The organism is Agrobacterium sp. GW821-FHT14E08 (assembly GCF_058803865.1).
This window is the reverse complement of record NZ_JBXAPJ010000007.1, coordinates 198597-217501: the sequence shown is the minus strand read 5'-3', so window position 1 is coordinate 217501 and position 18905 is coordinate 198597. Positions and strand designations below refer to the sequence as shown.

The following is an 18905-nucleotide window of genomic DNA, read 5'->3' as shown; positions in this document are numbered from 1 at the left end:
AATTCGGCCGTTGACACAAGAGCGGGGCATCATCAAATTGCGAACAGGAACTGTTCATTTTTGAACAGAACTCTTGATGGGAGACGAAAATGGCCACCCCTTTTACCTGGGACGACCTGCAATATTTTCTGGCCGTGGCCCGCACCGGGCAGCTCTCATCGGCAGCCCGAAGCCTGCGCACCAGCCACGCCACCGTCTCCCGCCATATCGACCGGCTGGAATTCTCACTTAAAACCAAGCTGTTCGAGCGAAACCCGCGCGGTTATGAACTCACGACCGTCGGCCGGCGGCTGGTGGATACGGTCGAGCGTATCGAGGCGGAAGCGGAAAGACTGCAATCGGATATTTCCGAAAGCGGCAGCCTGCTGCGCGGCGTGGTGCGGCTCAGCGCACCGGAAGGTTTTTCCAATTTTTTCTTCGTTGAAAGGCTGAAGGACTTCGCCATCACGCATCCCCACATCATGGTGGAGATGGTGACGATCCAGCAGATCATGGCGCTATCGAGAAAGGAGGCCGATGTCGCGGTCACGCTCGACCCACCGAAAGCCGGTCCCTATATCAACGAACAGATCATCGATTACACACTGCATATCTATGCCTCGCGTTCCTATCTGGCCGGGCGACCGAAAATCACCAAGCGCGAGGACCTGCTCGATCATTTCTTCATCGGTTACGTACAGGACCTGATCTTTTCGCCGGGTCTAGACTATATGCGCGATGTGCTGCCCGGCCTCAGGCCCAACTTCCAGTCATCGAGCATTTTTGCCCAGCTGACCGCTACTCTCAGCGGCCGCGGCCTTTGCATATTGCCGAATTTCATCGCCGCGCGCTTTCCCGATTTGCAAATGGTGCTTGCCGGGGAAGTGGAACTGCGACGGGGCTACTGGCTGACGAGCCATCAGGACTTTGCCAACGTGCCGCGCGTCCGCTCGCTGATGGACTTCATTCTCACCACCGCGCGCGCCCACGAAAATCTCTTCATCCTCGACCGCAAGACGATTGCCTGAAGCAGCCATCGTTCACATTTCGGCGACACCGTGTTTACGGGCGGCGGATTGGAGGATGCGCGCCATTGCCTATATGACTGACAACAACGAAGCCGGTTTGTGAAAGCCGGCATCCTCCGACATCTGGAAGGTCATCATGAAAAAGATCGGATTTTTATCCTTCGGCCACTGGACGCCCTCGCCCCAGTCGCAGACCCGCTCGGCTGCCGATACCCTGCTGCAATCGATCGATCTCGCTGTCGCGGCGGAAGAGCTGGGAGCCGACGGCGCCTATTTCCGCGTGCACCATTTCGCCCGTCAGCTGGCTTCCCCCTTCCCGCTTCTGGCCGCGGTGGGCGCCAGAACGAAAAGCATCGAGATCGGCACCGGCGTCATCGACATGCGTTATGAAAACCCGTTCTACATGGCTGAAGATGCGGGTTCTGCCGATCTCATCGCCGGCGGCCGCCTGCAACTCGGTATCAGCCGCGGTTCGCCGGAACAGGTGATCGACGGCTGGCGTTATTTCGGTTACCGCCCCGCTGAAGGCCAGAGCGAAGAGGATATGGCGCGGCAGCATACCGAGGTCTTCCTCGAACTCTTGAAGGGCGAAGGTTTCGCTGAGCCGAACCCGCGACCGATGTTCCCGAATCCGCCCGGCCTTCTGCGGCTGGAGCCGCATTCCGAAGGGCTGCGCGAGCGCATCTGGTGGGGTTCCAGTTCCAACGCCACGGCAGTGTGGGCGGCAAAGCTTGGCATGAATCTGCAAAGTTCCACCCTGAAGACGGACGAAACGGGCGAGCCCTTCCATGTCCAGCAGGCGCAGCAGATCCGCACCTTCCGGGAAGCCTGGAAGGAAGCAGGCCACACCCGCGAACCCCGTGTTTCGGTCAGCCGCAGCATCTTCGCTCTCGTCAATGACCGCGACCGGTCCTATTTCGGTTACGGCAACGAGGGTGACGACAAGATCGGTTATATCGACGACAAGACGCGCGCGATCTTCGGGCGCAGCTATGCCGCCGAGCCTGAAAAACTGATCGAACAGCTGAAAGCCGACGAGGCCATCGCCGAGGCCGACACGCTGCTCCTCACCGTACCGAACCAGCTGGGCGTCGAATACAACGCCCATGTGATCGAGACGATCCTGAAGCAGGTGGCGCCCGCACTTGGCTGGCGCTAGGTCTGGCAAACCTACATAATCCACACTCCGTCACCCCGGACTTGATCCGGGGTCCAGCGCGATCAAGTCCTTGATCGCAAGAGACTCTTTTCACGGCGCAGACGCGCCGTGGCTGGATGCCGGATCTAGTCCGGCATGACGGAGGACGGGCTTCCCTCCCTTAAAATCCGGGCTGTGTATCGCTGCTCATTTCACAGCCTTGCCATAGCGGACAATGCTTTCGACCAGAGGCGTGGTGCTGGCGCCCGGAAGCTCGGGCCGCTTGTAAACGCCGTCGCGAACATGGATCGGTTCTTCGAAATGATCCTTGATCCACGGAATATATTCGAGAATGGTCGAGGCCGGATGCCAGTAGCTCAGGTGCACATGCACCTGGCTCATCTCGCCGGCATGCGGCACGACGGGCAGGCGATGGGCGAGTGCAAGGTCGGCGACCTGGATATATTCGGTGATGCCGCCGAGCCGGGTCACATCCGGTTGGACATAGGCAACCGCACCCGCATCGATGAATGAGCGGAACGCATCCACCGTATAAAGCTGCTCCCCGAGCGCAATGGGAATGGACGTATTCTGCGCCAGCCGCGCATGGCTCGTGACATCGTCATACCAGAGCGGCTCCTCGAACCAGTAGATATCCAGATCTTTCGCCGCCGCGCAGAAGCGCTGGCAGGTCGGCAGGTCCCACTTGCCATTGCCGTCAATCGCAATCCTGACGGAAGAGCCGACGCGTTTGCGGACGGCGGCGAGACGCGCAATGTCGATATTGGGATCGTCATGCCCGACCTTGAGCTTCAGGCGGGTGAAGCCATCTTCCTCCACCGCCTTGGCGCTGCCCGCCAGCAGCTTCTCCAGCGTGAAGGAAAGCCAGCCGATATCGGTATTATAGGCTTCCACCCCGGCCGTGCGCGCGCCGCCCAGGTAATGCCAGAGCGGCACGCCCGCCTTTTTCGCCTTCAAATCCCAGAGTGCCACGTCGACCGCGGCCAGCGCCAGATGCGTGATGCCTGCACGGCCAACCCATTGCAATGCGGGGTAACGGGCAAGTTTCATCCAGAGCCGCGAATGGTCGGAGGCGTCCTCCCCCACCAGCAGGGGCGCATAACAATCGCTGATGCAGGATGTGATCAGCCTGTCGGATGGCAAATGTGCATGGGTGCCGGTGAACCCATAGCCCTCGAGACCGTCACTGGTGGTGATTTTTGCGCCAACGACGCCCCAGTGAGTGATGCTGTGGGTGGAATCGGAAATCGACTCCGAAGTCAGCGGCAGATGCAGGATGAAAGGTTCGACAGCGGTTATTTTCATGATCGGTCAGTTCCTCGACGCTTGAGCGGCCTTTGAGGAGGAATAAACGGATGCCCCTTTCTGATCGAAGCCCGACGGTTGGCCGCCGGAAAATCCTCACCCCCGCAGTCATTGACCGCAGGAGGCCCTTCAGGGGAACGCCAGACCGCCCTCCTCCAGCAGCCAGCTTCCGATGACCGATAGAGCTAACGGAAAAACGACCATTGTAAAATAAAAAATTTTTTATTTTTAATATTTGGCCATTGCCTGCCTCGTAAAGCTGAGCGATGATGTTTTCATGAACACGCTGGTCAAAGTCACACTCGCCGAACAGGCGCATCAGGAATTGCGGGCACGCATCGTCAGCGGCAGATTGCGCGGCGGCGAGCGCCTGCTGCCCAATGAGCTTGCCGCCGATCTCGGCATCAGCCCCACGCCGGTCAAGGAAGCCTGCCTGAAACTCGAGGCGGACGGGCTGGTGGTCAATTCCTCCCGGCGCGGCATGGTGGTGCGTGATTTTACGGTGGAGGACGTGGAGGAACTCTACGCCGCCAGAATGCTGCTGGAAAAAGGTGCCGTGGAAGTGGCCTTCGACGCCGGGCAACTGGACGAGGCGCTGCATGCGCAGCTTCTGCAAAGCCTCGTAAAACATCGCGAATTTGCCAAAGGCTCCACCCTCGACGAATTGTCGAAGGCGCTTTTTTTCGACCGCCGCTTTCACACCGACCTGGTTTCGGCCGCACGCATTCCGGTCATTTCCGGTTCGCATGAGCGCATTCTCGACCAGACCCATACGGTTTTCGTATCGATCCTCGGCGACTATGCCCGCTCAGTCGAGGAGCACCAGAATATTGCCGATGCCATTGCCGCCGGCAGCAAGGCCCAGATCGTCGACGCCCTTTGGCGGCATCTCGAGCGCAGCCGGCAGAATACGTTGCGCCAGGTACGCATACTCAAAGAGGCCCGCGCCTGATCCATTCAAAATACCGCCATTCAGATAAAACGGGAGGAACTGACATCATGGGCGAAAACCCGGACGCCGCAATTCCAGTGGCCCATGCCACGGATTTCTTATTCGGAACGGGAAAGTCGCATCGATGACAGACAGGCTTTCCGCTGCCGCCCTGCCTCGCCTGCCGCAATCCGTCGCAACACCCGCCTATGACCGCCAGACCGCGACACCGGGCATCGTGCATCTTGGCGTCGGCGCCTTTCATCGCGCGCATCAGGCCGTTTTCATCGACGATTGCCTCAACCGCGGCGAGACGCAATGGGGCATTGTCGCCGCCTCCCTCAGAAGCCCGGACACCCGCGACGCCATAGAGCCGCAGGATAATCTCTACACCTTCTGCCTGCGTGACGGAGAAAGAGAGCGCCTGCGCATCATCGGCTCCATCCTCGAAACCATCGTCGCACCTGAGGACCCCGAACGCCTGGTGGAACGGCTCTCCGATCCGCGCGTCCTTATCGTGACGCTGACGGTGACGGAGAAGGGTTATCTGACCAATCTCGCATCCCGAAGCCTGCTGCGCGATCATCCCGATATTCTCCATGATCTCGAACATCCGGACCGGCCGCGTTCCATCTTCGGTTTCATTCTTGCCGCCACAAGGCGCAGGCGCGCTGAAGGCTCCCTGCCGCTGACGCTTCTGTCCTGCGACAACCTGCCGGCCAACGGACATGTGCTGCGAAAGCTGCTGCTGGAATTTGCGAACCTCGCGGACAAGGAGCTGGGAACATTCATCGAAACCAATATTGCCTTCCCCTGCTCGATGGTGGACCGGATCGTTCCCGCAACCACCGATAAGGATCGGGATGCGGTATCCGCGGCACTTGGTGCGCGCGATGCATGGCCAGTGGTGGCCGAGCCCTATTTCCGCTTCGTCATCGAGGACAATTTTCCGCATGGAAGGCCGGCGCTCGAAAAATCGGGCGTGGAATTTGTCGGCAATGTCGAACCATATGAGCATATGAAGCTCAGAATGCTCAACGGTTCCCACAGCGCCATCGCCGCCATCGGCCAGATCGCCGGCCTAGCGACGGTGGCCGATGCCTGGGCCGAAACGCCCGTGCGCGATTTCATCGATGCCTACTGGCGCGAGATCGACCGGACACTCGACCCAGCCGTCGACGGCGCGGAATTCGTGGCTGGCCTGAGGGAGCGTTTCGCCAACCCTTCCCTGCAACACAAGACGATGCAGATCGCCTCCGACGCTTCGCAGAAAGTGCCGCTGCGCATTCTCGCCCCCTTACGCGAATTGCTGGAAGAGAAGGCCGAAAGCAGGGCCGTCGTTTTCGCGGTCGCCCTGTGGATCAGGTCCTGCGCGGACAGGGATGAAAAGGGTCAGCCGATCACCATTCTCGATCCTGCTTTCAAGGAATGGGATGCCCCGGACCAACTGACAATGTCGCCCGATGCCGTCGTCGACCGTTTTCTCACCTTCGGGCGCACATTTGGCGAGGACCTTCCTGAAAACGAGACCTTCGTCTCAACCCTGAAGGCCGCTTATCGCAATATTCGGGAAAATGGCGCGCTGGGGGCCATCGGCAGGTTTTTGAAGTCCTGAAAAAAGAACAGGCCGGAAATCCGGCCTGCCCAACTTTACTCACCGGTAAAAATCACTCAAGCCGTCGCAGCCTGCCGTGCCGCCTTACGGCGTTCCACGCGGGCGCGGATGGCGTCGACATCCGTGATCGGCGTGGCTGCAAAAAGCTGGCGTGTATAGGCGTGTTTGGGATCGGCGAACAGTTCCTCGCGCGTTCCCTGCTCCACGGCCTCGCCCTTCGAGATGACCATCACGTCATCGGCGATATAGCGGACCACGGAAAGATCGTGGCTGACGAAGACGTAGGTGAGTTCGAACTCTTCCTGCAGATCCCTGAGCAGGTTCAGCACCTGCGCCTGTACCGACAGATCGAGCGCCGAGACCGGTTCGTCCAGCACCAGAAGTGCCGGATTGAGCATCAGCGCCCGTGCAATCGCGATGCGCTGGCGCTGGCCGCCCGAGAACATATGCGGATAGCGGTTGAAGTGTTCCGGCCCCAGGCCCACCTTCACCAGCATGGCTTCAGCCCGCTCGCGACGCTCGGAAGCCGGCATTCCCGTGTTGATGACCAAAGGTTCCATCAGCACGTCGCCCACCTTCTGGCGCGGATTGAGGCTGCCATAGGGGTTCTGGAACACCATCTGCACCTTGGAGCGCATGTCGGTGCCGGGACGACGCTTGGCGATATCGACCGGCTGGCCATCAATCTTCAGTTCGCCGCCGGATGCCGGATCGATCAGCGCGATGATGCGCGCGAGCGTCGACTTGCCCGAACCGGATTCTCCGACGATGGCGAGCGTCTTGCCACGCTCGACAGCGAAATCGATGCCCTTCAGCGCCTGAACCGTCTTGGCGCCGCCAAACAGGCCGCCCGGAACGTGATAATGGCGGGTAATGCCCTTGCCTTCGACAACGATGCTCATTGGACGCCCTCCTTGCCGAAGAAATCGGAAACCGTGGGCAGGCGGTCACCGGTCGCATTTTCCGGCAGGGCCGAAAGCAATGCCTTGGTATAGGGATGCTGCGGGGCTTCGAAGAGGCTTAAGACATCCGCCTCCTCCATCTTGCGGCCCTTATATTGCACCACGACGCGGTCTGCGGTTTCCGCCACAACACCCATGTCATGGGTGATGAGGATGAGCGCCATGCCATATTCTTCCTGCAGGTTCATCAACAGATCGAGGATCTGTTTCTGGATCGTCACGTCGAGCGCGGTCGTCGGCTCGTCGGCGATCAGCAGACGCGGTTTGGAGGCGATTGCGATCGCGATCATCACACGCTGGCACTGCCCACCGGACATCTGGTGCGGATAGGCATTAAGCTTGGTTTCCGGATCGGGAATACCAACGGCCCGGAACAGTTCGAGCGCCCGCGCACGCGCGGCGGACCGGCCCATGCCGAGATTGAGGCGCAGCACCTCCTCGATCTGGAAACCGACCGTGAACGACGGGTTGAGCGAAGCGACCGGCTCCTGGAAGATCATGGTGATCTCGCGGCCGATCAGCTTGCGACGCTCCTGCGGCGTCATGGCCAGCAGGTTCGTGCCGTCGAAGGTCATCTCGTCGGCAGTGATTGTCGCCGTATCGGGCAGAAGCCCCATGACGGCGAGCATGGATACCGACTTGCCCGAACCGGATTCGCCGACGATGGCGAGCACTTCGTGCTTGTCCACGGACACGTCGATGCCGTTGACGGCCGTGAAAGCGCCGGTGGCCGTGGCGAACTTGACGGTGAGGTTCTTGATTTTCAGCAGGCTCATCGGTCAGCTCCGCTTCAGTTTGGGATCGAGCGCATCGCGCAGCCCGTCGCCCATCAGGTTGATGGCGAGCACCGATACGAGGATCGTCAGGCCAGGAAGGGTAACGACCCACCAGGCGCGCAGGATGAACTCGCGGGCTTCGGCCAGCATCGTGCCCCATTCGGACGCGGGCGGCTGCGCGCCCATGCCGAGGAAGCCGAGAGCCGCCGCATCAAGAACGGCGGACGAGAAGGAAAGCGTCGCCTGCACGATCAGCGGCGCAAGGCAGTTCGGCAGGATGGTCTTGAACATCAGCCGGAAATTGCCGGCACCCGCCACACGGGCGGCCGTGACATATTCACGGCGCAACTCGCTCATGACAGCCGCACGCGTCAGACGCGCGAAATGCGGCTGGTAAACGATGGCGATGGCGATCATGGCATTGGTGAGACCAGGCCCCAGGATCGCGACCAGCACCAGCGCCAGAAGCAGCGACGGAAACGCCAGGATGACGTCCATCACGCGCATGATGACGGTATCGACCCAGCCGCCGAAGAAACCGGCGACGAGACCGATGACGATGCCGCCGACAAGGGCGATGGAGACGACGACAACGCCGATGAACAGCGAATATTGCGCACCGTAGATCAGCCGGGACAGCATGTCGCGACCGACCGCATCGGTGCCGAAGAAGAAGCCGGCGCGGCCGCCATCCTGCCATACGGGCGGAACGAGCAGAGCGTCGCGATATTGCTGCGTCGGATCATGCGGCGCGATGAGCGGCGCAAAAACCGCCACCAGCACCAGAAGAAGGAAGACGGCGAGACCGATGACGGCGCCACGGTTCTGGCGGAAGTAGAACCAGAAATCGGCGATCATCCGGCGGCGGATGGCGGCGTCCGAAAGACGGACGCCGGGGGTGGTGGTCACATCGCTCATTTGTGACGGATCCTCGGATTGATGAGGCCATAGGTCAAATCGACGAGCAGGTTGACGACCATTACCAGACCCGCAATCAGAAGCAGGCCGCTCTGCACGACGGGATAGTCGCGACGAGAGATGGAATCGATCATCCACTTGCCGATACCCGGCCAGGAAAAGATGGTTTCGGTCAGGATCGCGCCCGCCATCAGCACGCCGATCTGCAGGCCGATGGTGGTGATGACCGGGATCATGGCGTTACGCAGCGCATGGATACCGACGACGCGGGAGGGCGACATGCCCTTGGCACGCGCGGTGCGCACGTAATCCTCACTCAGAACCTCCAGCATTGCCGAGCGCGTCTGGCGCGCAATGACCGCAAGCGGAATGGTGGCAAGCACCACCGACGGCAGGATGAGATGCGACAAGGCCGAGGCGAAGGCGCCCTTCTGCCCAGAAATCAGGCTGTCGATCAGCATGAAACCAGTGACGGAGGGGAAGAAATACATCAGCGAGATGCGGCCCGACACCGGCGTCCATTGCAGGATGCCGGAAAACATGATGATGAGCAGCAGGCCCCACCAGAAGATCGGCATGGAGAAGCCCACCAGCGCGGTCGTCATGGAAATCTGGTCGAACCAGGAGCCACGGCGGATGGCGGCGATGACGCCCACCGGCACACCGATCAGCGTTGCGATGATGATGGCGACGAGGCCAAGCTCGACCGTCGCGGGGAAGAGCGACAGGAACTCGGTCAGAACGGGTTTCTTGGTGACCAGCGAATTGCCGAGATCACCCTGAAGCAGCCGCCCGAGAAAATGGAGATATTGCTGCCAGATTGGCTGGCTGAAGCCGAGCTGCTCGGCAAGCTGCGCATGCCGTTCGGGTGAAATGCCGCGCTCACCCGCCATCAACAGCACAGGATCTCCCGGCAGGACGCGAACGAAGGCAAAGGCGACAATGGTAATCCCGAGAAATGTCGGAACGAGATAGAGAAGTTTGCCGAAAATGAACCGGATCATGGTTTTTTCCTGAAAAGACGCGCGGAAGAACCGAGTTCTTCCGCGCGTCCTGTTACTTGGGATTACTCCGCGATGTCGACGGATTCGAAGGTGAAGTCGCCAAGCGGGCTCATGGTGAAGCCGGAAACCTTGGCAGACATCGGAACGAACTGCGTGGAGTGCGCAAGCGTCGCCCACGGAGCCTGTTCCTTGAAGATCACCTGCGCCTGCTCATAAAGCTTGGTGCGCTCGGCAACATCAGTGGTCTGCTTTGCCTTGGACAGCAGCTCGGAGAACTCCTTGTTGCACCACTGAGCACGGTTTGCACCGCCTTCGCCGGTTGCGGCGCAGGAGAGCAGAACACCCATGAAGTTGTCCGGGTCACCGTTGTCGCCGGTCCAGCCGAGGATGACGGAACCGTCACGGTTCACTTCGGTCGACTTCTTGAGGTATTCACCCCATTCGAAGGAGACGATCTCGGCCTTGACACCGACCTTCGCGAAATCCGACTGGATCAGCTCGGCCGTGCGGCGGGCGTTCGGCATGTAGGGGCGCTGCACCGGCATTGCCCAGATCTTCATCGACAGATCCTTGACGCCAGCGGCTTCGAGAGCCTTCTTGGCAGCTTCCGGATCGTAGGCATCGTCCTTGATGCTGTCGTTGTAGGACCACATGGTCGGCGGGATCGGGTTCTTGGCAACCTGGCCTGCACCCTGGAACACGGCGTCAATGATCGCCTGCTTGTTCATCGCCATGTTCAGCGCCTTGCGCACTTCCGGCTTGTCGAAAGGTGCAACAGTGGTGTTGTAGGCGAAGTAGGCAACGTTCAGGCCCGGCTGTTCATCGAGCTTGAGGTTCTTGTCGGCGCGGATGGCGGCAAGGTCAGCAGGGGCCGGGTACGGCATCAGGTGGCATTCGCCGGCCTTCAGCTTCTGCAGGCGAACGGCGGCATCCGGCGTGATTGCGAAGATCAGATCGTCGATCTTCGGCGCGTCACCCCAGTAGTCAGCATTCTTCTGGTAGCGGATGACCGCGTCCTTCTGATAGGCGACGAACTTGAACGGACCCGTGCCGATCGGCAGGTTGTTGAAGTCTTCCTTGGTGCCGGCCTTGTCGAGCGTATCGGCATATTCCTTCGACACGATCGAAGCGAAAGGCATGGCGATGTTGGCGAGGAACGGCGCTTCCGGGCGCGTCAGCACGAACTTGACGGTGTAATCGTCAACCTTGACGATTTCCTTGATCAGCGACGGCATTTCCATGGAGTTGTAATATTCGTAGGTGATGCCTGCGATATACTGGTTCCACGGGTTCTTCGCGTCGCCCTGGCGGTTGTAGCTGAAGATCACATCATCGGCGTTGAAATCGCGGCTCGGCGTGAACTTGTCGTTGGAGTGGAACTTCACACCCTTGCGCAGGTGGAAGGTGTATTCGAGGCCATCGCTCGAAACATCCCATTTTTCAGCAAGGCCCGGCTCAACTTCGGTCGTGCCCTTCTTGAACTCGGTCAGACGGTTGTAGACCGGATGCGCGGAGGCATCGAAGGTGCCGCCGGCGGTGTAGGGCGACGGATCGAAGCCTTCCGGCGACGCCTCGGAGCAATAAACGAAGGTCTTCGCCATGGCAGGCACGGCGGAAGTAATCGCAAGCGCAGAGGCGATAAGCAAACTGCGGGTCAGCGTTTTCATCTGGTGGTCCTTTCCCTCTTTTTCTGAGTTCCTGCGGCCCCGTCCGGGGGCCTACCTCTTCTGGTCAGCAGCGACGCGGGAACCCCGTGTCGCTGTTCGGTCCTTTGCCTCCCGACCAATTACCCGGCGACCGGCTGAAACAGCCGGTCGAGGTTCTTCTCCGGAGGGCAGAACCAGCGTGGCCCAGCCTCCGTCATATAAACAATGTCCTCGAGACGGACGCCGCATTCCCCATAAACGCAAAGCATCGGCTCGATGGAAAAGCACATGCCCGGCTCAAGCGCTGTGGCATTTCCTGCAACGATATAGGGTTCTTCGTGAATATCCAGCCCGAGCCCGTGGCCGGTGCGGTGCGGCAGTCCGGGAAGCTGATAATCCGGGCCGAAACCGGCCGCCTTCAGACTGTCGCGCGCGGCCTTGTCCACATCCGAACAGGCAGCGCCGACCTTAGCCGCGTTAAAGGCCGCAGCCTGGGCATCGCGTTCGGCGTTCCAGAGAAAGCGCTGCCGATCCGTCGGCTGGCCGAAAACATAGGTGCGGGTGATATCCGAACGATAGCCGTGAAGAATGGCGCCGAGATCGACCAGCACCATGTCGCCTTCATTCAGCGTCTGCGCATAGGGCACGCCATGCGGATAGGCCGTCGCCTCGCCGAACTGCACCGCCACGAAAAGCGGCTTCAGGCCAAGCGCAATATGGGCAGCGTTAACGAAATCAGCCACTTCGGTGGTGGAAACGCCCGGACGCAGCCCCTCGAACACAGCCTTCTGCACGCCGTAGCTTGCATCCATGGCGGTCTGGATGAGGGCGATTTCGGCGGCGGACTTGACCTGCCGCTGGGCGACGATCAGCGGCTGGGCGGAAATGATCCGTCCTTCCAGACGCTGCATCAAAGCCGAAGCAAAAACAAAAGGTGTGGCTGGATCGATAGCGACAAGATGGCCGGAACAGGAAAGTGTGTCGATACGCGTCGTCATCAGGTCGAAGGGATTTTCATCCTCTTCCCAGACGACGACCTCACCCGGGATACGGATCAGGGTCTGAAGCTTCGGCTCCTCGAAGGTCGGGCTGACATAGACCGGCGCGCCTTCGGCCGGCACCAGGGCGCCGTGAATCCGTTCGGAAAGACCGAGCGACAGGCCGGTATAATAGGTCAGCGACGATGATGCATCGAGCCAGACCGCCTTGATGTTCTGCTGGATCATTCGCGCTTGCAGGCCGCGTAGTCGCAACCTTAGTTCGTCTTCAGCGATCGATGAAACCGCGATCGGCTGAAACCGCTTCAGCGCCTCTTGAAAGTCTGTCATTCTCTCCCCGCCGCTTTCGGGCGCACAGGCACAAGCGTGCCGGCAACCTCCCAAGCGTTCTTTTGCCCATGCTTAAACACAGGCCGGAGGCTAAGCAATGGGCCAGCACCGCCCACCGCCACAAAACTGTGCATATTCATCTAGACATAACGAAATCGTGATCGACACGCGTCCGATTTCCGCACTCGTCGCCTTGACGGAGAAATCCGAAATCCCCCGGAAATCCATGGGGGAAGATGCAAAAGCACCGTCGGCACATAGCCGGCGCGCGGAAGCTCGCGGATGAGACTCTTCGGAAATGAGGCCCAGAAAAGGAAAAAGCCTGCCGCGGGAGGAGGTGCGGCAGGCTTCAAACTTGATCGGCGACTGGGAGGAGGAGTGCCACCGATCCACATCGAGCGACGCTGGGAGGAGGAGTGCGTCGCTTCGATGATTTGAATATAGCGACTTCCGCGCTTTTTAACAGAGCGAGTCTCGCAATGCAGCATTGCATTTCTGCATAGCTCGAAAAATCCTGCTCTGTTTTTCAGCACTCCCCGGAATACACTGAGAAATCAGCTTTCCCGGTAGACCTGAAAACCGGCAAAGGACTGGTTGACCGGCATGAGTTCGAGGCTGTTGATGTTGATATGCTTGGGCTGCGAGGCGACCCAATAGATCGTATTGGCGATATCTTCGGCCGTGATCGGGTTGACGCCCTTATAGAGATTGTCCGAGGCATCCTGGTTGCCGCCGGTTCGCACCAGCGTGAATTCGGTTTCGCACATGCCGGGTTCGATGGAGGTAACCCGTACGCCCTTGCCATGCAGGTCTGAGCGAAGACCGAGCGAGAACTGCCGCAGGAAGGCCTTTGTGCCGGCATAGACATTGCCTCCAGCATAGGGCCAATGCGCAGCCACCGATGAAAGATTGACGACAATGCCCCTGCGGTCGATCAGGGTCGGCAAAAGCTGGTGGGTGATGTTCAGGAGGCCGGTGATGTTGGTGTTCACCATGGTCTGCCAGTCTTTCAGCGGCACCTGCGGCGCAGGCGCCGTACCGAGCGCCAGGCCGGCATTGTTGACGAGGATGTCGATGTCCCGGAAACCCTCCGGCAGCGCCGCAAGCGCCTTTTGTGTCGCATCTTCATCTGTGATGTCGAAAGCGACACCATGAAAGGCGGAGCCGAGTTCCTTCGCCGATGCTTCCAGCCGTTCGGCCCGCCGGCCGGTGCCGATGACTTTCCAGCCTTCCTTGATGAAGCGCTGCGCCGTGGCCTGTCCGAAACCGGATGTAGCGCCGGTGATGAGGATGGTACCGCTCATGATGATGTCTCCGCTAGATTTTTTCTGTCAGGGTCAGTCTCTGTCAATAATTTTTCGGCGGCCACAGCGAGGCAGCGCCTGTAGGCGTCCAGATCCGTATACAGCGCCTCCCCGGATGCGTTGCCGACGATGATGACGCCGCCGCGCCGCACGATTCCGCCATGCAGCATGAGATTGTCGACCATGTCGAAATTCTCGATCGACAGCCCGTCCGGCCCGCGATACCGGCCGGTTTCGTCAATTGCGGCAATACCGCCGTAATGCGCCTTGATGCGGGTGAAATGATTGGCCGCGACATTGGTATAGGCGAAAACCGGCTTGCCCAGCGCGCACATGAACCCAAGTTCGTAGCTCGTTCCCGTATCGGCGGCGATACCACGGAACGGTGTTAGATTGGCGATCACCGCATCCGCTTCCAGCATCATCTGCTCATCGATGGCATTGATGTTGCAACCGTGGCCAATCTTCGTATCCGCCGGAGGGATTTGTAAATCACCCGGCGATAGCGGCACAAAACCGGCTTCCCGCGCAAGCGCGGCCTTGAGATCAAGCATTTCACGCGCGTTCGGGAGGAAAACTTCCGGTCCGGCGAGATAGATTTTCTTTGTCATCGGGAATTTCATGCAATCTGGAAGAAAAGGATTTCCCGAACCTAACCCGGGGACTTTCGCAAAGGCAAGTGCCAAGAGGCGCGCGAAGGACCTTGGACGGGCCTATAAAACGGTATCGTCCGACCGCTCTTTCCGTTATAGCCGGAGCAACGAACTGGAAATTCCTGGAGCAAGACATGGCCGCACCCATCCGTTACCACGAAGGCGATATTTCCGCCGAAGATGCCGCACGTTATACCGGCGCCATCGCCATCGACACGGAAACGCTGGGACTGGTGCCGCGCCGTGACCGCCTCTGCGTCGTCCAGCTTTCGCCGGGCGACGGCACGGCAGACGTCATCCGCATCGCCGCCGGCCAGAAGGAGGCGCCGAACCTCGTCCGGATGCTTGCCGATCCCGCCCGCCAGAAGATCTTTCATTATGGCCGTTTTGACATCGCCGTTCTGTTCCACACCTTCGGTGTGACGACCACGCCGGTTTTCTGCACCAAGATCGCCTCGCGCCTGACCCGCACCTATACGGACCGGCATGGGCTGAAGGACAATCTGAAGGAAATGCTGGAAATTGATATTTCCAAAGCGCAGCAATCATCGGACTGGGCAGCGGAAACCCTGTCGCCCGCGCAGCTTGAATATGCCGCCTCCGACGTGCTTTACCTGCATGCGCTGCGCGACAAGCTGACAGCCCGCCTTATCCGCGACGGCCGCCTCGATCACGCCGATGCCTGTTTCGCCTTTCTGCCGACCCGCGCGAAGCTCGACCTCCTCGGCTGGGAAGAAACGGATATTTTCGCCCATAGCTGAGCGTTCGCGCAGATTGTTTAAGCACTGATTTACCAGAACTGCCTATTCTCGGCCGCAACTTTGGGCGGCCGGGGACTTTCCAGATGATTACTCCGCTACAGCAGACGGCAGGCATTGCAGTCAGCGACATCATGCGGTCGATGGTCGAGACCATCGAGGAACGCCAGCGCGAAGAGCAGGAAAAGGCAAACGGCACCCAAAAGGATGACGCGGTCAAGACGCAGCCGCAGCCGGACGAAAGCCAGCGTGTCGCCAATGAAAAGATAAGCGCCTATCTGTTCGGCATCATGAAGCCGGACGCGGATCCCTTCGCCTCGCTTGTTTCCCGCTTCTCCTCCGCCCTCGGCATCACCCAGGAAGCCAATGAATCGAACACCTCTTTCGCGCAGAGGCTTCAGGACGCGCTGACCCTGACCGAAAATTTCGAAAAAACCGATGCACAGGGAAAAGCCACGAAGATTTCCCTGACATCCTTCGGTGTCTCGGAAGCGCAGGTCCTGGACGTACTGAACAACGGCGTCGGCGCCAAGACAGATCCCATGGCCGCCCTTGCCGCACGTATCGCCGCAGGCGCCGGCCTGTCAGGCAAGGAAGAGGATTTCGGCGAGCAGCTGTCGAAGGCCATCATGGCGGCCCGCGCCACCCTGCCCCGAACCGTCGATGATCTGGAAGAATCCACGGGTCTCAAGGAACTCGGCGTTTCGGCACAACAGATGATCGCCGCCATCGCCAACCCTTATGGCGATGCCGCGCGCGCCGTCAAGGATGCGCTGAACGAGCAGGCGCAGGGTACGCGCTTCATGACACGGGAGACGCTGAAGGTCATCCAGCGCCTGGAGGATGTCGCAGACCCGAAGAGCAAGGAAGAATTGCAGGCTGAGCGCGGGAAAAATCGCATCGGCGAGATCAACGATGCGGAAGTTGCCGCCGAGCGGGAACAGGATATCCAGACCCGCGATGCGCAGGGCAAGCTTGAAGATGTGCAGGAATTGCAGGATGTCGTCAAAGAACATCTGGACGCATCCGCCGATGAAAAAACGGACGCAGCAGGCGGGCAGGGTCCAGTCGATATTTCTTCGGAAATGGCCCTGATTTCCGTACTTGCCGCCACGCCGGCCGCTGAACCTGCTCCTCCTGAAAACGATAACGAAGCTGCAGGCAAGGATGCACCTGCGTCGCCAGCTGAAGCGGAAGACGACGCCGAAAAACTGCTCGATGCGCAGGCCGTTATCGAGGATGCCCGAGACACCATTCTGCCGATCTCGATCGACGACAATGGCCTTTATGAACTGCTGAAGAAAAAGGCGGCATGATTGCTGCTTCCCATAGTCACTTGAGCGAAACATGATGTGAGTTCAGACATGTCCGATATTTCAGGCATATCCGGCACCGCCAGTCACGATGCCGAACAGAATGCGGCGCAGACGCTGCTCTCCATGGCTGCCCCGTCGCTTGTCCCGGATGACGTTGTTTTTGTCGCGCCGGTCGAGGAAGATAACCTCATCACCCCTGAAGATATCCGTCCGGAGAGAAGCTTTCCAAAGGCGAGCTGGCTCGATGCGATGCCGCCGGAGGCTCTGGATCAGACGGTCAGCGACCCGGATCACATTTCATCGGTCAATTCCGACGATAACGGGCTTTACCGCATGTTCATCGGCGTTTCTCCCTGACGATGCCAGTGAACGGCACTGCCCGTGGTTAGCCAAATCTTAATATCTGCAGGTCAAGCTTCGGCTTGATGATTCTGTGTGCTCCGACAACAGCTGGCATTCGGGCCGGTGGCGCGCACGGCGCTCCCGCATGAGCGGGCGAGATGACACCTGTACATCACCGGCGCGGCAATCTTTCAACATACAGCCAAATGCGGATCAGAGAGCCAGGAGGGCCCTTTCGCAGCCAGCGGCGGTAATCGATAGGAACGGAGCGCAGCATGTTACCGCCTGTACCGAAAATTCCGGCCGCCGATGCCGCCTATGGAGCCTCAGCCACACCGACACCGCGCGGGCAGCAGAAAGAGGTCGCGCAGCCACAGGCAAGCAATGCTGCTTCTGGCAATGGCAGCAGTCTTTTTGCCAGAGCCGCGATCGCCTCTCTCGCCAGCGAATTTCAGCTTTCCCGCAGCACCGCCATTCTGGCGGAAACGCTCGGCAAGCTGATGAATCTGCCAAGGCAGGACGGCGAAGCCATTCAGGCCTACGTGGTGCGCCTGACGGACGCCATTCGCGCCTTGCCCGCCCCGCAGCGTCTGGCACTGGAGCAGCAGGTCGCAAAGGTCCTGCAGGGATTGAGCCTTTCAATGCTGGCCGAAATCCTGAAACAGCCAACGGGACCGGATGCCGCACGCCTTGCACTTCTGATCGAGCTTTCCCGCTACAAGGGAATGGATCTTGCCGCAAAGGCGGTCGTCTCTTCCTATCAGCAGAATAATTCGGCCAATCCAACACCCGCGCAGCCGCCACAACCGAAGGCCCAGACACCCCAAGGCCAGAACGCGGAAAGCCGCCCGAATGCAGCTACGGCTGCGCAACTGTCAAATGCGCAGACAACCGGCAGGCTCCTGTCCCAATTCATCGGCCTGCCGGCCCTTGGTGCCGCGGCGGTAAAAGCCATGGCCACGGCACAGGCCGCATTGCCGGACCTGCGGAGCAATCTTCCTGCCTCACCCGCCGACCTGCCCGATTCTTCACCCGAAGCGGCAAGAGCGGACGGAAAGGCCGAAAGCGCGGCACGTCCGCCTCAACTGCAAACGGGAACCATGGCAAAGGAAGGGACCGCACCGGCGGAGACCCATTCGGCAAAATCCCCACGGGCAGAAAATGTCGAAGCGCGCCCTGCCTTGCCGCTTCGGGACGTGGTGAAGGCCGAACAGAAGGACGCACGGGCGGCCCTGCTCCAGCCATCCGGCCAGCCTGCAGGCGATGCCCGGGATATGGAAAACCTGCTGCTTGCCGCCCTGACCGGCAAACTTCCTGCCAGGGCAACAGCCACGCCCCAGCCCGCCGCCACTCCACCGGGCATTCCGCCACAGCAGCCGGAAGAACAGCCTGCCGAAAAAAACGCTTCGGCAACGGCCGCCGCCCGCCCGTCCGGCGAGGAAACGGAAACAATCGCCAATAGGCCCGAAGCCCAGCCCCTTCCCCGCGCCGCCATTGATCCGGAAGCCAGAATGGCGATGCTCGAACAATCGACGTCGCAATCGCTGATCGCGGCGGCTCTTGCGAAAGAAGGCACGCCGCTACCACTTGTCGCCTATCCCCCGGCGGAAGACGATCACGAATCGGAAAGTCCGCATCGCGGAAGCGGGCCGTTTTCCGAGGAGGAGGCGGAAGGCGAACCGGAGGATGAAAATCCTGGCGCTCAGGACGAAGCCGAAGAACGTGTCGCCGCCAACGACGAGACCGACGAGCTGGAAGCAGCTTCCGATGACAGCGCTGAAAACTATTATCTGCGGATGAGCGGCATGCTCTGAGCACCGCGTCGCTCTTCCATTCCTGACGCGGACAATAAACCCAATAAAAAACCCGCCGGAAATTCCG

At 60.0% G+C, this 18905-nt stretch carries 17 protein-coding genes; 8 read left to right on the top strand and 9 right to left on the bottom strand.

What is annotated here, in order from left to right; all coding sequences use genetic code 11:
* The first annotated feature begins 89 nt into the window (after positions 1-89).
* Together AC1ROR_RS22235 and AC1ROR_RS22230 are read left to right on the top strand one after the other, a co-directional pair.
* Positions 90-1007: a LysR family transcriptional regulator gene (locus tag AC1ROR_RS22235; RefSeq protein WP_080839019.1), complete on the top strand. Its 918-nt coding sequence runs from the start codon at positions 90-92 to the stop codon at positions 1005-1007.
* Positions 1008-1143: 136 nt separating this feature from the next.
* The gene (locus AC1ROR_RS22230) at positions 1144-2166 is read left to right on the top strand and encodes an LLM class flavin-dependent oxidoreductase (RefSeq protein WP_142173480.1); all 1023 of its coding nucleotides are present in this window, start codon (positions 1144-1146) and stop codon (positions 2164-2166) included.
* Positions 2167-2352: 186 nt separating this feature from the next.
* Here AC1ROR_RS22230 and AC1ROR_RS22225 read toward each other — a convergent pair whose 3' ends face one another.
* Positions 2353-3471, bottom strand: coding sequence for a mandelate racemase/muconate lactonizing enzyme family protein (locus AC1ROR_RS22225; protein ID WP_498590764.1), 1119 nt, complete (start codon positions 3469-3471; stop codon positions 2353-2355).
* A gap of 277 nt (positions 3472-3748) precedes the next feature.
* Between AC1ROR_RS22225 and AC1ROR_RS22220 the strand changes: the two genes are divergently transcribed.
* The gene (locus AC1ROR_RS22220; protein ID WP_498590763.1) at positions 3749-4423 is read left to right on the top strand and encodes a GntR family transcriptional regulator; all 675 of its coding nucleotides are present in this window, start codon (positions 3749-3751) and stop codon (positions 4421-4423) included.
* A gap of 124 nt (positions 4424-4547) precedes the next feature.
* Positions 4548-6017: a mannitol dehydrogenase family protein gene (locus AC1ROR_RS22215; protein ID WP_498590762.1), complete on the top strand. Its 1470-nt coding sequence runs from the start codon at positions 4548-4550 to the stop codon at positions 6015-6017.
* Positions 6018-6073: 56 nt separating this feature from the next.
* Here AC1ROR_RS22215 and AC1ROR_RS22210 read toward each other — a convergent pair whose 3' ends face one another.
* From AC1ROR_RS22210 to AC1ROR_RS22175, 8 genes are all read right to left on the bottom strand, one after another.
* Entirely contained in the window at positions 6074-6919 is an 846-nt protein-coding gene (locus AC1ROR_RS22210; RefSeq protein WP_142173472.1) for an ATP-binding cassette domain-containing protein, read from the bottom strand.
* Positions 6916-7755: an ABC transporter ATP-binding protein gene (locus AC1ROR_RS22205; RefSeq protein ID WP_003498444.1), complete on the bottom strand. Its 840-nt coding sequence runs from the start codon at positions 7753-7755 to the stop codon at positions 6916-6918. Before AC1ROR_RS22205 ends, AC1ROR_RS22210 begins: the two co-directional genes overlap by 4 nt.
* Positions 7756-7758: 3 nt before the next feature.
* Positions 7759-8673 (bottom strand): ABC transporter permease subunit, encoded by a 915-nt coding sequence (locus tag AC1ROR_RS22200; RefSeq protein WP_035223614.1) that lies wholly within the window; start codon positions 8671-8673, stop codon positions 7759-7761.
* On the bottom strand, positions 8670-9677 hold the full coding sequence (locus AC1ROR_RS22195; RefSeq protein ID WP_035223617.1) for an ABC transporter permease subunit: 1008 nt from the start codon (positions 9675-9677) through the stop codon (positions 8670-8672). Before AC1ROR_RS22195 ends, AC1ROR_RS22200 begins: the two co-directional genes overlap by 4 nt.
* 62 nt (positions 9678-9739) lie before the next feature.
* Positions 9740-11344, bottom strand: a complete 1605-nt coding sequence (locus AC1ROR_RS22190; RefSeq protein ID WP_142173470.1) for an ABC transporter substrate-binding protein — start codon at positions 11342-11344, stop codon at positions 9740-9742.
* Positions 11345-11463: 119 nt separating this feature from the next.
* A complete protein-coding gene (locus AC1ROR_RS22185) occupies positions 11464-12651 on the bottom strand; it encodes a M24 family metallopeptidase (RefSeq protein ID WP_498590761.1) in 1188 nt (395 codons plus the stop codon).
* A 554-nt stretch (positions 12652-13205) separates the two neighbouring features.
* Positions 13206-13955, bottom strand: coding sequence for an SDR family oxidoreductase (locus AC1ROR_RS22180; protein WP_035223623.1), 750 nt, complete (start codon positions 13953-13955; stop codon positions 13206-13208).
* On the bottom strand, positions 13952-14566 hold the full coding sequence (locus tag AC1ROR_RS22175) for a nucleoside 2-deoxyribosyltransferase (RefSeq protein ID WP_498590792.1): 615 nt from the start codon (positions 14564-14566) through the stop codon (positions 13952-13954). Before AC1ROR_RS22175 ends, AC1ROR_RS22180 begins: the two co-directional genes overlap by 4 nt.
* Before the next feature lie 176 nt (positions 14567-14742).
* On the opposite strand from AC1ROR_RS22175, the gene AC1ROR_RS22170 reads away from it, so the two are divergent.
* The 4 genes from AC1ROR_RS22170 (at position 14743) to AC1ROR_RS22155 (ending at position 18838) form a co-directional block, all read left to right on the top strand.
* Positions 14743-15369: a ribonuclease D gene (locus AC1ROR_RS22170; RefSeq protein ID WP_035223625.1), complete on the top strand. Its 627-nt coding sequence runs from the start codon at positions 14743-14745 to the stop codon at positions 15367-15369.
* Positions 15370-15452: 83 nt separating this feature from the next.
* Positions 15453-16682 (top strand): hypothetical protein, encoded by a 1230-nt coding sequence (locus tag AC1ROR_RS22165; protein ID WP_498590760.1) that lies wholly within the window; start codon positions 15453-15455, stop codon positions 16680-16682.
* A 48-nt stretch (positions 16683-16730) separates the two neighbouring features.
* A complete protein-coding gene (locus tag AC1ROR_RS22160; RefSeq protein ID WP_142173463.1) occupies positions 16731-17039 on the top strand; it encodes a hypothetical protein in 309 nt (102 codons plus the stop codon).
* Between the two features lie 260 nt (positions 17040-17299).
* Positions 17300-18838 carry a hypothetical protein gene (locus AC1ROR_RS22155; RefSeq protein ID WP_498590759.1) on the top strand — a complete coding sequence of 513 codons (1539 nt, stop codon included), beginning with the start codon at positions 17300-17302 and terminating at the stop codon, positions 18836-18838.
* Positions 18839-18905 lie beyond the last annotated feature (67 nt).